This is a genomic window from Burkholderia sp. 8Y (assembly GCF_902506145.1).
Classification (GTDB): Bacteria; Pseudomonadota; Gammaproteobacteria; order Burkholderiales; family Burkholderiaceae; genus Caballeronia.
On the sequence record NZ_LR733554.1, the window covers coordinates 21,558 to 36,104 of the forward strand.

Genomic DNA, 14,547 nt, shown 5'->3' on the forward strand with positions numbered 1-14,547 from the left:
TTTGGCGCGCCACGAGACTACCCAAAGCGATTCGGAAAGTGCACCGTCGCGCGCAAACGTCGTTCGAGGCCTGCATTCCCTAAAAGCGGCGCGCTCGCGCTTATTTCCGGTTAGCTGGGGTGTCGTCGACTGATGAAAGGAGACGCGGCGGCCCTAACGACGCCGCAAGGGTATCGATCGAAAGATCCGGCTCAACGGGTCTTCATCCTCCACGCCACCAAAACGGAAATCAGGCAGCCGATCGCGAGGTACGCTGCGACCGGATGCCACGACCCGCCCGCCATATTGACCAACGCGACCGCGATAAACGGCGTGAAACCACCTCCGACCACGCTTGCGAACTGATAACCGACGCCCGCGCCGCTATAGCGCATTTCAGCGCCGAAAAGCTCTGTGAACATCGGTTGCTGCACGCTCACCAACATGTCATGCGCGACGTTCGCGAGCATCACCGCAAACACCACGATCCAGAAGACTGAACGAGCCTCGAGTGCAAGAAAAAACGGTACCGCGGAGAGCGTGCCGATAATTGCGCCCGCCATGTATACCCGGCGTCGACCGAAGCGATCAGCTGCGAGTGCAAAAAGCGGGATGGTCACGATACTGACCGCACCTACCAGCAAGCCGATATTCAAAAACAGCTGGCGCGACATACCGAGAGCGCTCGTCGAATAGCTGAGCGCGAAAGCAGTCACGATGTACATCGTGAATAGCTCCGCAAGGCGCAGGGCAATGATTAACAGAAACGCCTTGGGGTTCTCGCGAAGCGCATCGAAAATAGGCAGACGTGCGCGCCGGTTGCCGCGTTCGACTTTTTCCACGAACTCCTTCGACTCTTCCATGCTGGAGCGCACCCACAGCCCGATCAGTACTAGCACGACGCTGAAAACAAACGGCACGCGCCAGCCCCAGGAGCGGAACGCGTCGTTGCTGAGCGCCGAGGTCAGGATGGATACGATCCCGGTCGACAGCACGAGTCCCACGCCATACCCGACTTGTACGCCACTGCTATAGAACGCCTTCTTGTTTTCCGGCGCGCTTTCAACCGCCATTAGAGCGGCACCGCCCCATTCACCGCCTACGGCGAAACCCTGAATCGCGCGCAGCAGCACGAGCAACGCGGGTGCCCACCAACCAATCGACATGAAAGTCGGCAGAAACCCGATCGCAGCCGTGGACAGGCCCATCATGATTACCGTCAGCACCAGCATGCGCTTGCGGCCTAGCTTGTCCCCGTAGTGACCGAAGATAAAGCCGCCTAGTGGCCGGAATAGAAACCCCACGCCAAACGTCGCGAACGCCGCGAGCGTTCCCATCGCCGGACTGACCTTGGGAAAGAATTCAGTATTGAAAATCAGCGCGGCGACGATCCCATAAAGTAGAAAGTCGTACCAGTCGACGACAGCCCCCACGAAGCTGCCGAGCGCCGCCTTGCGCGCCCGGCTTTTGTCGGTGGCGACCCGACGCAGGGATGAGTCGGTGGGATTAACTGCCGAGGTCATAGCGTGTCTCTTGGTTTCGGGGTGGTCAGGCCTAGCCAACGTCCGCCTGAGAGCGAGTGAAGAATAGGCACGCAGGGGAATCGATGCAATGCATCTCCCTCACCAGATGCGCGATAATCGGACTCGGGCGCGCGATAATCGCTTCATTCTGGGGTTTGCCCCAGTGGAAGCGAGTGTCGACGGCGCAACACCCGTTGGCCCATCATCAAGCAATTAAGGAAACACGGGGCATCTTATGGATCGTGCGCCACTGGACAGACGCGACTGGATCGCGGGCCTTGAGAAAGGGCTGGCAATCCTTGAGGCTTTCGACAACGAGCACGCACGCATGACGCCGTCTGAGGCGGCCGCTCGAACGGGCTTGACGCGCACTGCGGCACGCCGTTATCTCCTTACGCTTGAACATCTCGGTTATGTCTCTGGGGACGGTAAGCAGTTTGGACTGACGCCACGTGTCTTGCGTGTCGGCTGGTCGTACTTCGATTCCGCACGCCTTCCCAAGCTGGTCCAACCGTATCTGCAGCAATTGAGCGCACGCATCAATGAATCAGTCTATGTCAGCGTCTTAGACGAATGGGAATTGGTATTCATAGCCCGCAATAGCGCATCCCGAGTGATGTCTACCGGCTTCGTACTCGGTGCGCGTGTACCGGCACCACTCACATCTGCGGGTATTGTGCTGCTCGCGCACTGGCCCGACAGCGAAGCGGTGCGCCGCTGGCTCGTCGAATCGGAATTACATCCGTTCACCCCCCACACCGTGACAAGCAAAACAGGCGTGCTCGATTCGCTACAAACCGCTCGTGCGAATGGCTATGCAATCGTCGAACAGCAACTGCAGTCGGGCGTTCGTGGATTGGCGGTGCCGGTGAAGAATCGGCACGGCGAAGTCATCGCGGCGTTGAGCACGAACATGCCCATCGACAAGGAATCGGCGGAGAAGGCGATTCAGCGTGTGCTGGCGCCCCTTCAGGAGGCCGCCCTTGCGCTGATGAACGTCGTTTAGAAGACGGGGCGCCTCATGGTCCTACCGGGCGCGGACTCAAACGCCTGGGTTGCAGGATTGGGGGCGGTGGTCGTTGTACGGCGGCGTCCCTTTGACCGAACTGCGGGCACCAAGCTAGCCGTCGTCAGCACGCTGCACAGCAGTGGACGAACGCGCACAACGGGGAGCCAACTGTTCGAGGCTCGGAAATAACATTCCACGGTTCCTTGGTTATCAATGTATACCCCCGAAGCGTGCGTTAATCGAACGAGACGGTTCGATAATCGCTCGGCACGATTCGCTACTCGGCTTAAATTCAAAAGCGCTGCATTAGTCTGTAGGCGGGAGCTACGACAACAGAAGGCTGCTCGCCTAGGCGCAGGAAGCAACCAAGGAGGGTTAATGGTCATAAAAGACTGCTGAGATCGTTCCATACGTGCCCGTAGAGCATGGAACAAGTACGACGTCTTTTCCCAGTTGATGATGTCCGATGCCCCAAGTTTTACCCTTGTCGGAGCCATTAGCGCATAAGTGAGTGCGGCGTCTTACCTATTCGAACTGATAGTTAACCATTAGGAGTACAGACGTGAAGAGTAGCTCTATCTTGATCGCAAAAATACTGTTCGCCGTTCGTTCTGCAAGCAGACTTCTTCGGTTCCACCCTACGCAAGTACTAACGGTTTGCACGGTCATCATGCTTAGCAGTGTCATTTCCGCATGCGGCGGGCACAGCGACAGTGGTTCAACTGCAGCACCGCAAAATGCGTTCGCGGTAACCAAGCCGGTAATAGCATGCGCTGATCTAGCCAAGGCCAACTTCTCAAATATTGGGGGGGCTCCCGCGTCGATCACTAGCGCCACGGTCGCCGGCAGCGCAGACGCGTCCTACTGTGACGTCAAGGGAACCGTCACTACGACGACTAATTTCGAAATCCGCCTGCCGATGCAGACCTATACGCAACGGTTCCTCATGGTGGGCTGTGGCGGGTACTGCGGTTACATCTCAGCGCCGAGCGGCGTTGCCAGCCAGAGCGCGGGATGTGTGCCGCTTAACTCGAACCAGATGGTTACAGCAGCAAGCGATCTCGGACACCAAGCGCCGCTGTCTAGCGGCACCTGGGCGAACGGCAATCCAGCGGCAACCATTGACTTCGCCTACTCTTCGATGCACAAGACGACGCTCGTAACCAAGGCGATCACTCAAGCGTTCTATGGAAAGGCGCCGACGAAATCGTACTATCAAGGTTGTTCGGACGGCGGTCGTGAAGGCCTGCAAGAGGCACAACGTTACCCTGAGGACTTCGACGGTATCGTCGTTGGCGCACCGGTCATCGATGAGGTACCGACTAACTCGTTTTATCACGGGTGGAACGTCCGTGTAAACACGGGTCCAAACAACGCCCCGATTCTGACGGTCGACAAGATTCCGGCGCTCGTGAACCTGGTTCAGACGACTTGTGCGGACAAAGGCGGACTCATCCAAGACCCGCGTGTGTGCAGGCCGGATCTGACAAAGATCCAATGCGCGAGCGGCACTGACACGGCGCAGTGTCTAACGGCGACGCAAATCGATGTGGTCCAGAAGATCTGGAACGGACCGGTTGATGAAAGTGGAAATCACCTTACCGCTGGAGACATGCCGATTGGTGGCGAAGCTAACTGGCCTGGCACAATGGTTCCGAAGACCCTCGGTGCATTGATGACGCCTGCCAACGTGAGCGACGCTGTGTGGTCCAGCGACTTTCCCAACTACATGGCGTTGCTGGGATCGCCGACCGGTATTACGTACACAAACCTGCAATTCACAACGGCCGGTTTCGCCCAAATGATGCAGTACGGCCGCGTCTGGGACCCGACTAACACCGACCTCAGCAAGTTCGCAGCTCACGGCGGAAAGCTGATTATGTGGCACGGCTGGTCGGATACCGGTGCATCGCCGTACATGTCGCTGAACTATTGGACGCAAGTTCGAAATACGATGGGTGCCGACACCGCATCGAAGTTCATGACGCTGTACATGATTCCTGGCGTGTACCACTGCAATAGCGGTCCCAACACGACGACAGAGGACTTCCTCACGCAGATGCTGAACTGGGTCGAAAACGGGACCGCGCCGGGCCAAGTCAACGTGAACTTTGTCGCGAGCTCGACGGACTCGACCGTGCTCAAGAGCCGACCTGTGTTCCCGTATCCTGCGACGGTCGCCTATAACGGCGGTGATGTGAACTCCGCATCGTCGTATAGCCGCACGGATGTTCCGGCAGGGGTGAGCGACACCTTCCAATGGCTCGGGTTATCGTCGTACACGGCAGGCGCAAACCAGTCGTGCTCGGTGACGAACGGAAGCGTTAGCTGCCAGTAAGCTCCGTCAGCGCGCTCGCTTGTGGCGAGCGCGCGCTTCTAAGCCGCATGGAGGTCGATGACAGATCGCGCAGATAAAGGCCGGAACGACCACAGGGTTGCTTGCGACGACTGCTTGAGCCTCGGCGCTGGCCGCAGCTGGTCGCAACGGCCTGGACTGACGGCGTCTTCCACCGTTGCATCGCATCGCGCCACAGGGACGTTACGGGCCGCTGTTGAAGAATGTTTCCTTTGCGGGCATCTCCGGCAATATGGCGTTCACGAGTAACGGTGAAAGGAAGGATCTGGTGGCGACCTTCTACAAGGTCGTTGGTGAAAAGTGGGGTGCTCTAGGCAATCGGGGTGGGCGAGAAGGTGGAAACCATTTCGAACCACGAGCGTCACACGATCATGCGACAGAAGCTTCGATCTAAGGGTCACGTCGAGAGCGGTCATTCAGGCCGGTCCAACTGGACCGGCCAATTTCTCAGACGATGTGGAATAATTGATCGCAAAGTTTTGGTTCGTCACTGCTTCTGACAATCGGTAGCATTCGCGTTAGGAGACGCCCGACCCCGGTTTCTCCTGACGCAGAGGGCAGCCAACGCACGAAACGCTCAAGGATAATGTAAAGACCGGCGCAAGCCCCCGAGCCGATAGAGGCCGCTCATCATGCGCGGGCCAAACGTGACGCGTATCTCGTTCGGGCGCTGCCTGCAGCAATGGGAGTCCCGGCCTTGATGCGCTGTACAATTTCGTGCAGGTAATTGCCGCCTGCCCCTCGCTCGCGGCATGGTCTCGATTTAATCTCAGAGGAGATCATGGTCGCAATAACGCTGGAGTTGAACGATGACGTATATAAAGCGCTGCGGTCGGTCGTCGCCCGTTGCAACGAGGCGCACCAGAGCAGCGGGGGTCTGGACACCCATGGCAAGCTAGATGCGAAGAAGCTGCTGACAGTTCTTGCGGAAGACGCCGCGATGACACACAGCCGGCCAGAGTCATGGCAGGCCTGCAAGATGCAGCATTTGCTGGACTCGCACGGCTATTGATCGACGTTTGTCGTACCCATCGATAAAAGGACGGAGAGTCATGTGAAGCGCGAATCGCGGGGTGCGAATGCGGATTGCGTGAACAAGGGAACGACGACGCCCGCGAGCCCGGGCCTCCCAAAAAAGCAACGGCAACGCTGCAGCGTCGCCGGCCGTTCACGTCTTATTTTGTCAGCCCACGCGCGAGTTGGTGCTGTAAGCCGGAGCGTACCTTTCGGCCTGACACGAACATGGCCTTCTGCTTCAAGCGCCTAACCGCCGGTGCGAAAGCACCTATGGAACCAAGTTAGCTGTCGACGAGGAGTCGCCGCCGCCAATTCGTGCAACGTCGAAGAGATAGACTTTGGCGCACAAGGGCACGCGTAATCGTGCCGGCCGGCTCCAATTTCGCGCCTCGCAGACATAAGCCGTCTCTTCAGCGCAAGCCGCTCCACCGGTAATGCCGAGCCGCGGAAGAGCGACGTAAACCGGTCCAATTAGACGAAGCTCCACATTAGCGAGGCCTTAAAGCCTTCGCAGTGGTCTTTCCTCAACGGGGATTCGCTGCGTAGAAGTAAGGGCTTATTCGCGCCGGGCTTCGTCGGCCACTTCAATCACTTGCCGAAGTCTGCCACTTCCGTGGCAAGGCCACCATAACTCTAATCCGACAGGCGTTTCTGAGCCAGAACGGATTCCGCTCGTCGCAAATTACGCGGGTAGTCCGAATCGACGCTAGATTGGTAGCCCACCTGCTCGAGCGCGGCTAGCTGTGCGCGCACCTGATCCCGGGTCAACGACCGAACGGTATCCGCGTAAAGACGATACTGGCGTCCCGAGAGCGGCAGCAAGGAATGAATAGAGAAGTAGTGTTTTCATGTGGCCGTCGCGCTAATTGGCAGGTTTGACAGGTCGATGCCATGAAGTGATTTTATTGGTTAGGGAGATTAGGGAAAGCCTTAGTGAGGCCCATGGGGCTCTTCCGCGGTTACGGGCGGTTACAGAGCCCCGCGAGAGAAACTATAAGCTTCGCTTATGCGTTTTCCTGAAATGCTGGATTGTTTGAGCTCTGCCTGGTCCCGTATAGTTGACTTCAAGTTAAGCGGTTGCCGAGGGAGGTCTGTCCTGGCGACACGAACACAATGAATCAGGAGACACGCATGGTCATGAAGTGCCGAATCGCCATCGTCGGAGGAGGACTTGCCGGTGCTGCGACGTTGAACGCGCTGCACACCTTCGGCATCGAGGCGGAACTGTTCGAGGCGGCGCCCGCGCTGGGCGAAATCGGTGCCGCGGTGAGTTGCAGCCCGCAAGCGGTTAAGGCGCTGTGGGGCCTGGGTGCAAAGGGCCGCATCGATGCCGTGGGGCATCGCTCGCCGGGCGAATACACGCGCAACATGCAGTCCGGGGAATTCCTGCAGTTTCGCGATCGCTTCAAGCTGGCCGAGAAGTGGGGCGCACCTTACTACTCGTTTCATCGCGCGGATCTGCTTGACGCGCTCGCCGCGGGGCTGGATCAGTCGCACATTCATCTTGGACATCGGCTCGCATGGGTGAACGAGCGTAGCGATGCAGTCGAGCTCGTATTCGAAAACGGCACCCGCGTCGAGGCCGAATATGTGATCGGCGCTGACGGCGTGAAATCGGTGCTGCGTCAGGCGCTCTATGGCGACGACAACCCGACCTACACGGGCCAGATGGCGTGGCGTGCGCTGCTCGATGCGAGCATCGTGCCGGACTGGATTCTCGAGCCGAGCGGTCAGACCGAATGGGTCGGCCCGGGCGCGCATGTGCGAGCGTACTACATCCGGCAGAAGAAGCTGGTCAATATCGTGACGCAGCAGGACACGGCCGAGTGGGTCGAAGAGAGCTGGAACAAGCAGGGCGATCCGGACGAAATGCGTGCGAGCTTCGAGAACCCCGAGCCGCGTTTGAAAGAACTGCTGGGTTTGGTCACGAAGTGCATGAAGTGGGGCCTGTTTGCGCGGCCGATCAATGACAACTGGGGCCGTGGGCGCATTCAGTTGATCGGCGATGCGGCACACGCAATGGTACCCAACGCGGGACAAGGCGCGTGTCAGGCGTTCGAGGACGCGTACATCCTCGGGCGCTGGCTGAGTGCAAGCGCCGATCCGATTCAGGCGTTCACCGAATTCCGCCGGGTGCGCATCCCGCGCGTGCATGGTGTGCAGCGTCTGTCGCTGGCGAACCTGCGCTTCAAGCACATGAAGGACAGTCAGGCGCAAAAGGAAGCCATCGTCACGGGCAAGGGCAGCGTGCACGGCACGAACGACTGGCTCTATGGCTTCGATCCGACGACCGACTGGAACAAGACGCCCGTCGTGGCCGAACAGTATGCCGATGCGCCTGCGGGTCCGGACTCCGCAAAGGACGCATCGCCCGCGACCACCCATTGAGAGCATAACGATGAAGATCTGCCGCTATAACGAAGGCCTTCCCGGACTCATCGAAGGCGAGAACATCTACCCGCTCGCCGACGCACTGGTCACGGCCGGCGCCACACGTGTCAACGCCACGATGGCAGAAGTGGTCGATGCCCTCGCGAATCACCCGTCGGCGCGAGATGCAATCGCCGCCGCGCGTCGCGCTCAGGCCGTGCCGCTCGCTCAGGCGAAGATGCTTGCGCCGATCGACAACCCGCCCGCCATCTGGGCAGGGGCCGCGAACTATCGCTCGCATCAGGCGGAAATGACGGACCGCGTCGGTGCCTACGACCGCTCGCAATTCTCCGCTGACGACCTGATGGCCGAGGTCTTTCTCAAGCCGTCATCGTCCATCGTCGGGCCTAACGGCACGGTGATCCTGCCGAAGATCGCGAAGCACGTGGACTTCGAATGCGAACTGTGCGTCGTCATCGGCCGCACCGCGAAGAACGTATCGGCGGAGCAAGCGCTCGACTACGTGTATGGCTACACGCTGTGCTGGGACATCAGCATCCGCGATCCTTGGGGCCGGCGTCACAACACGCGAAACATCCGCAAGGGCTTCGATACTTTCTGCGGCGTGGGCCCGTGGTTTGTGACGCGCGATGAGATCAGCGAGCCGCAGGACTTGCGCATCAACGTTGAGCAGAATGGCCGCACGGTGATGCAGGCGCACACGAAGGACATGATCAACGGCGTGCGCGATCTGATCCGGTTCCTCTCGAGCGTCACGACGCTCAAGCCCGGCACGCTCATTACGACGGGAACGCCCGCCGGCGTGTCGCAGCTTTTCGACGGCGACCGGCTAAGAGGCACGATCGACGGCATCGGGTCGATGGAACTCGACGTCGCTGCCGACAAGTGATCGCCCCGCATCTCGACACATAACGGATAACCCATGCTTCTGCCGCTGAATCAACGCACCATCAGCTACGACATCGTCGGTACCGAGACCGGTCCTGTGGTCGTGTTCTCGCATTCGCTCGCCGCCGATCTGGGTCTTTGGGCGGAGCAGGTGCCCGCGCTGCTCGCCGCTGGGTATCGCGTGCTGCGCACGGACCTGCGCGGACACGGCGGCAGTACGCCGACGCCTGCGCCGTACACCATCGATCTGCTGGCCGACGACGTCATCGACGTGCTCGACGCGTTGCGTATCGAACGCGCGCATTTCGTCGGCCTGTCTATCGGCGGAATGATCGGACAGTCGCTGGGCTTGCGTCATGCGTCGCGGTTCAAATCGCTGATGCTGTGCGATACGCAGTCGGAATCGCCGCCCGATGCTGCGACATTCTGGGGACCGATGATCGAGTCGATCACGCAGGCAAATTCGCTGGAACCTATCGCTGACCGCACCATGCAGCGTTGGCTGACCGAGGACTACAAGCGAGCGCATCCGGTGCGCTGGAAGCAGATTCGCGATACGGTCGCCGGTTGTACGCCGACGGGTTACATCGGTTGTGCGGGCGCCATCGGCAACTTCAATTTCACCGACCGCCTAAGCACCGTGAAGACGCCGGTGCTGGTCGCATGCGGTACGCAGGACCCGCGCGCGACGCCGGCCGAGAGCCGTCGAATTGCGAGCCTCTTTGCGAATGGAAACTACGCCGAGTTCGAGGGCGCAAAGCACGTGCCGAACGTCGAACAGCCGGAGAAGTTCAACAGCGTGCTGCTGCAGTGGCTCCCAGCGCACGCATGAGGGCAGAGTCATGAGCGAACTGATGACGAAGACACTGAAGGCGTGGCGGTTTCTATATCGCCGCGGCTTTATTGAGGGCTTCGGTCATATCAGCGTGCGACTGCCGAACCAGCGCTTCATGATTACGCGCCATTCGCTCGGTATGAACGCGACGCCCGAAGACTTCGTGGTCATGGACTTCGAAGGACGCAAGCTGGAGGGCGCGGGTGATCCGCCGGGCGAGTATCCGATCCACCTCGAAGTTCTGGCTGCGCGACCCGACGTGAATTCGGTCATTCACTATCACGGCATGTATTCGACGTCGTTCACGACGAGCGGTCAGCGGCTGCGCCCCATCCACCTAATGGGCACGCTGTTTCACGACGGTATTCCGGTCTATCACGACCCGCGTCTCGTGAGTGATCGCAAGCGCGGCGCGACGCTGGCGCAGGCGCTCGGGTCTCACCGCGCGGTGTTGATGTGCGCACACGGGGCAACGATTACAGGCGCGAGTGTGGAAGAGGCGGTCGCTAGTGCGTTCCTCTTCGAAGAGAATGCGCATCGCGCCTGCATCAGCGCGACGCTCGGCACGCCGCAATGGATCGATGACGAAACCGCTGCCGACGCTGGCGCCGAGTTGATCCAGACACGCGGTCCGTTCCGCCGCGTGTGGGCGCTCGTCGAAGCAGAGGACGAGGACGAGCAAAAGCGCAAGGGCTGATTTCATCAGGTAGTGGTTGCCCAAACGCTTATCGTCAACAAACATGTTTAATAGTACTAAATCATGAGTGACAAGGCCGATTCCTTTTGTGTCATGACCTCCGGGGTCTTTACCTCTGCGTATCTCGCGCTGGTTCCTCTTCTGGAAGCCATGACGGGCAAACGGATCATGACGTTGACGACCTCGATCGGCACGGGCGAGACCTCGATCCCGTGCCGCCTCGCGCGCTCGGAGCCCGTCGACCTGGTGATCGTGGCGGAACCGAACATGCAGCGTTTCGTGCAGCAAGGCTACATCCTCGCGGATACTCGCACGCTGATTGCGAAGTCATCGGTGGCGATTGCCGTCCGTGAAGGAGAGCCGCCGCCCGATGCGAGCTGCGCGGACGCGCTCAGACGCACGCTTCTTCGGGCCAGGACCATTGCCTACTCCGCAAGCGAGAGCGGTAAGTATCTCACTACGCAGTTGTATCAGCGTCTTGGCATTCATGAGCAGTGCTTACCGAAAAGCGTGTTCGTCGGGAACGGTGAGCGAACCGGCGCGGTCGTCGCACGAGGCGAAGCGGATATTGCCTTCCAGCAGATCAGCGAGCTTCGGCCGGTGAAGGGTATCGCGCATATCACACCGATCCCGCCGGAGTTGCAAGCCACTGTGTGGGTCGCTGCGGGCGTGCCCGTTTGGAGCCGGAACGTCGAGTTGGCGCGCTCGGTAGTCCGGTTTCTTTCATCGGCCGATGCAGCGGCGGCAATAGAACAAAGCGGCCTCGAACTCATTGAAGGCGTGCCGGATGCGGTGCCATACTCGAGTCCTGAGGCGGCAATCGCGCCGGCGGAAGCCGTCAACGTCGACCTTGCGGTGGACATGACGACTTCTATCCCGAAGCCGGCGGTACTTTAATTCATTCGGAGACACAGCATGCATTTGCGCAGCGTTGAACTGGAGATGCCGGATCGCGCGACGGCGATCGATTTTCTCAAGAGCCCGTGGGGCATGACGGAAGTCGGCACGCGTGGCGATACGACTTATCTTCGCGGCACGGCGGGCCAGCACTACTCGGTCGCAATCATCGAGCGGCCGGCGCGCGCGTTACGGTCCGCCACCATCGTCGGCACCCGTGATGAGATCGAAACCGTGTACGAACGAGCCGGGAAGGCAGGCTTGCGACGCGGCCCGTGGATCGAGGAATTCGACGAGCCCGGTCACGGTACCGGCTTTTACGTCGCGGGACTCGAGGGCGAGCCGTTCCGCTTCGTCGCCGAGGCCGAGCCCGCACCGGCGGCGCTTTCCAACGAGCGCGCGAATCCCATCCGCATTGCGCACGTGGTGTTCAATACTCCCGACCGGGCTGCGGCATCGCGCACGCTTACCGAGGTCTTCGGCTTCAAATTAAGCGACAGCACGCGTTTCATGGACTTCCTGCGTTGCGACGACCTGCATCATGTGATCGCGTACGCAGACTCGAAGCAGCCTACGCTCAATCACATCGCCTTCGAAATGAAAGATACGGATGCCGTGCTGCGCGGCATGGGACGACTCAGGGATGCGGGATGTGGCACCGTATGGGGCCCGGGTCGTCACGGTCCCGGAGACAACGTATTCGCCTATTTCGTGGGGCCGTTCGGCGCGTGCATCGAATACACCGCTGAAATCATGCGCGTTGACGACGACTACTTGACGGGGACGCCGGACACCTGGCAGTTCCCCAACGGTCGCAATGATCAGTGGGGCATCTTCAGTCGCGACGTCGAGGCACTGGCTGCGTCGGGCGATACGTTTCCTTACGCGCCCGTCGCGGCATGAACGCTCGCTTGCTCGCAGGAGTCGCGCTTATGCTGACCGCCGCCCACGCCGTCTCACAGGACCGAGACCCGGATGACGCCCGCATTGCGGACGTCGTCACTGCGAGTCACATTCTGGCGAACGAAGGCATTCTCGACAGCTTCGGACACATCAGCACGCGTTCCGCGAAGGACCCGAATCATATGTTCATGCCGCGCGCGATGGCGCCGGCGCTCGTCTCGCGCGCGGATATCGTCGAAGTGGATATCAGGAATGACTGTAGCGCGGTGGTTTCGAATGCGCCACGGTTGAATGGCGAACGTTTCATCCACTGCCGCGTCTATGCAGCGAATCCCGACTTGCAGTCGGTCATTCACTCGCATGATCTCGCGGTGATTCCTTTTGGTATCGCTAACGTGCCGCTGCGTCCCGTGGTAGCGCAGGCCGGTTTCCTGCCGCCCGAGACGCCTCTGTTCGAAGTCCGCGATGCTTATCCGCCCGATGCGACGAAGCGTGGCGTGCAGGTGACGAACGCGCGGCTCGGAGATGCGCTTGCGAGCAAGCTCGGCAAGAACCCGGTGATATTGATGGCACGTCACGGCGAGACCGTGGTGGGCACATCGGTGCGCGAAGCGACCGTGCGCGCGCTCTACATTCATATCGACGCAGAGGCACAGTTGGCGGGCATGCAACTCAACCCGGACATCACGCCGCTCGACGGGCCGGAACTCGCCGTCAACGCGACAGAGAACTTCGACAGTGACCGGCCGTGGCAAAACTACCTGTCGCGTCTTCATCGAGGGCAACAGGAACAGCAGGTCCATTGAACAAAGGCATTTGCGATGACTACGACCGCACCTCAAATCAAAGTTCCCGCCACCTATATGCGCGGCGGCACGAGCAAAGGCACGTTCTTCCGCCTCAATGACCTGCCTGCATCATGCCAGCAAGCAGGGCTGGCTCGTGACCGCTTCATGTTGCGCGTAGTGGGTAGCCCCGATCCCTACGGCAAGCAGATAGACGGCATGGGAGGCGCTTCGTCCAGCACGAGCAAATGCGTGATCCTTGCGAAGAGCGCGCGGCCGGACTATGACGTCGACTACTACTTCGGGCAGGTTGCAATCGACGCCGCGCTCGTCGACTGGTCGGGCAACTGCGGCAACCTCTCGGCAGCCGTCGGCGCGTTCGCGCTGCATGCCGGGTTTGTCGACGCCGCCCGCGTGCCGCAAAACGGCGTGTGTGTCGTGCGCATCTGGCAGGCGAACATCAGCAAGACGATCATCGCGCATGTGCCCGTGACGGATGGTCAGGTGCAGGAGACGGGCGACTTCGAACTGGACGGCGTCACCTTTCCCGCTGCCGAGATCATGCTCGAATTCATGGATCCTGCCGACGAAGGCGAGGACGGCGGCGCGATGTTTCCCACGGGCAACGTGGTGGACGATCTCGACGTACCCGGCCTCGGCACGCTTAAAGCGACGATGATCAACTCCGGCATCCCGACCATCTTCGTCAACGCCAGCGACATCGGTTTGATGGGTACTGAGTTGCAAGACGACATCAACGGCGATGTCTCGCGTCTCGCGCAGTTCGAAGTCATCCGCATTGCGGGCGCGCTTCGCATGGGGCTCATCAAGACGCCCGAGGAGGCGGCGAAGCGTCAGCATACGCCCAAGATCGCGTTCGTCGCGCCGGCGGCGGATTACATCGCATCGAGCGGAAAGGCCGTTCGCGCAGGCGAATTCGATCTGCTGGTGCGCGCGGTGTCGATGGGCAAGCTGCACCACGCGATGATGGGCACGGCGTCCGTCGCGATTGCGACTGCCGCGGCCGTGCCCGGTACGCTCGTCAATCTCGTGGCGGGCGGCGGCATGCGTGAGGCGGTGCGTTTCGGGCATCCGTCGGGCACCTTGCGTGTTGGTGCGCAGGCCGAGCGGGTGAACGGTCAGTGGACGGTGAACAAGGCCGCGATGAGTCGCAGCGCGCGCATCCTCATGGAAGGCTTCGTTCGGGTGCCAGGCGACAGCTTCTGAACGAGCGTCATGTCCGGACCGGCGACGAGCATACGAAGCG

13 protein-coding genes are annotated in these 14,547 nt (G+C 60.3%); 11 read left to right on the forward strand and 2 right to left on the reverse strand.

What is annotated here, in order from left to right; all coding sequences use genetic code 11:
• Positions 1-191: 191 nt before the first annotated feature.
• On the reverse strand, positions 192-1,502 hold the full coding sequence (gene shiA / locus GV035_RS28745) for a shikimate transporter (RefSeq protein WP_159839496.1): 1,311 nt from the start codon (positions 1,500-1,502) through the stop codon (positions 192-194).
• A gap of 235 nt (positions 1,503-1,737) precedes the next feature.
• Here shiA and GV035_RS28750 point away from each other — a divergent pair, with 235 nt between their 5' ends.
• From GV035_RS28750 to GV035_RS28760, 3 genes are all read left to right on the forward strand, one after another.
• On the forward strand, positions 1,738-2,508 hold the full coding sequence (locus GV035_RS28750) for an IclR family transcriptional regulator domain-containing protein (RefSeq protein ID WP_159839498.1): 771 nt from the start codon (positions 1,738-1,740) through the stop codon (positions 2,506-2,508).
• A gap of 565 nt (positions 2,509-3,073) precedes the next feature.
• Complete coding sequence (locus GV035_RS28755) at positions 3,074-4,849, forward strand: tannase/feruloyl esterase family alpha/beta hydrolase (protein ID WP_159839500.1); 1,776 nt, start codon at positions 3,074-3,076, stop codon at positions 4,847-4,849.
• A gap of 799 nt (positions 4,850-5,648) precedes the next feature.
• A complete protein-coding gene (locus tag GV035_RS28760; RefSeq protein ID WP_159839502.1) occupies positions 5,649-5,879 on the forward strand; it encodes a hypothetical protein in 231 nt (76 codons plus the stop codon).
• A 638-nt stretch (positions 5,880-6,517) separates the two neighbouring features.
• Here the strand turns inward: GV035_RS28760 and GV035_RS30015 are convergent.
• Positions 6,518-6,706 carry a DUF4148 domain-containing protein gene (locus GV035_RS30015; RefSeq protein ID WP_442859617.1) on the reverse strand — a complete coding sequence of 63 codons (189 nt, stop codon included), beginning with the start codon at positions 6,704-6,706 and terminating at the stop codon, positions 6,518-6,520.
• 315 nt (positions 6,707-7,021) lie between these two features.
• On the opposite strand from GV035_RS30015, the gene GV035_RS28770 reads away from it, so the two are divergent.
• The 8 genes from GV035_RS28770 to prpF all read left to right on the forward strand — a co-directional run bounded on the left by GV035_RS28770 (position 7,022) and on the right by prpF (position 14,507).
• On the forward strand, positions 7,022-8,272 hold the full coding sequence (locus GV035_RS28770; RefSeq protein WP_159839506.1) for an FAD-dependent monooxygenase: 1,251 nt from the start codon (positions 7,022-7,024) through the stop codon (positions 8,270-8,272).
• 10 nt (positions 8,273-8,282) lie between these two features.
• Entirely contained in the window at positions 8,283-9,164 is an 882-nt protein-coding gene (locus tag GV035_RS28775) for a fumarylacetoacetate hydrolase family protein (protein WP_159839508.1), read from the forward strand.
• 33 nt (positions 9,165-9,197) lie between these two features.
• The gene (locus GV035_RS28780; protein WP_159839510.1) at positions 9,198-9,995 is read left to right on the forward strand and encodes an alpha/beta fold hydrolase; all 798 of its coding nucleotides are present in this window, start codon (positions 9,198-9,200) and stop codon (positions 9,993-9,995) included.
• 10 nt (positions 9,996-10,005) lie between these two features.
• Positions 10,006-10,695 carry a class II aldolase/adducin family protein gene (locus GV035_RS28785; RefSeq protein ID WP_159839512.1) on the forward strand — a complete coding sequence of 230 codons (690 nt, stop codon included), beginning with the start codon at positions 10,006-10,008 and terminating at the stop codon, positions 10,693-10,695.
• 63 nt (positions 10,696-10,758) lie between these two features.
• Positions 10,759-11,592 carry a substrate-binding domain-containing protein gene (locus tag GV035_RS28790; protein ID WP_159839514.1) on the forward strand — a complete coding sequence of 278 codons (834 nt, stop codon included), beginning with the start codon at positions 10,759-10,761 and terminating at the stop codon, positions 11,590-11,592.
• Between the two features lie 18 nt (positions 11,593-11,610).
• Positions 11,611-12,495, forward strand: a complete 885-nt coding sequence (locus tag GV035_RS28795; RefSeq protein ID WP_159839516.1) for a VOC family protein — start codon at positions 11,611-11,613, stop codon at positions 12,493-12,495.
• A 29-nt stretch (positions 12,496-12,524) separates the two neighbouring features.
• The gene (locus tag GV035_RS28800) at positions 12,525-13,301 is read left to right on the forward strand and encodes a class II aldolase/adducin family protein (RefSeq protein WP_159839518.1); all 777 of its coding nucleotides are present in this window, start codon (positions 12,525-12,527) and stop codon (positions 13,299-13,301) included.
• 15 nt (positions 13,302-13,316) lie between these two features.
• On the forward strand, positions 13,317-14,507 hold the full coding sequence (prpF, locus tag GV035_RS28805) for a 2-methylaconitate cis-trans isomerase PrpF (RefSeq protein ID WP_159839520.1): 1,191 nt from the start codon (positions 13,317-13,319) through the stop codon (positions 14,505-14,507).
• Positions 14,508-14,547: the final 40 nt, after the last annotated feature.

Bases quoted from the DNA above. Each gene is read 5' to 3' on its own strand.
- GV035_RS28800 (WP_159839518.1), top strand. From the start codon at position 12,525: ATGCTGACCGCCGCCCACGCCGTCTCACAGGACCGAGACCCGGATGAC.
- GV035_RS28770 (WP_159839506.1), top strand. From the start codon at position 7,022: ATGAAGTGCCGAATCGCCATCGTCGGAGGAGGACTTGCCGGTGCTGCG.
- GV035_RS28750 (WP_159839498.1), top strand. From the start codon at position 1,738: ATGGATCGTGCGCCACTGGACAGACGCGACTGGATCGCGGGCCTTGAG.
- GV035_RS28795 (WP_159839516.1), top strand. From the start codon at position 11,611: ATGCATTTGCGCAGCGTTGAACTGGAGATGCCGGATCGCGCGACGGCG.
- shiA (WP_159839496.1), bottom strand. From the start codon at position 1,502: ATGACCTCGGCAGTTAATCCCACCGACTCATCCCTGCGTCGGGTCGCC.
- GV035_RS28775 (WP_159839508.1), top strand. From the start codon at position 8,283: ATGAAGATCTGCCGCTATAACGAAGGCCTTCCCGGACTCATCGAAGGC.
- GV035_RS28790 (WP_159839514.1), top strand. From the start codon at position 10,759: ATGAGTGACAAGGCCGATTCCTTTTGTGTCATGACCTCCGGGGTCTTT.
- GV035_RS28760 (WP_159839502.1), top strand. From the start codon at position 5,649: ATGGTCGCAATAACGCTGGAGTTGAACGATGACGTATATAAAGCGCTG.
- prpF (WP_159839520.1), top strand. From the start codon at position 13,317: ATGACTACGACCGCACCTCAAATCAAAGTTCCCGCCACCTATATGCGC.
- GV035_RS28780 (WP_159839510.1), top strand. From the start codon at position 9,198: ATGCTTCTGCCGCTGAATCAACGCACCATCAGCTACGACATCGTCGGT.
- GV035_RS28785 (WP_159839512.1), top strand. From the start codon at position 10,006: ATGAGCGAACTGATGACGAAGACACTGAAGGCGTGGCGGTTTCTATAT.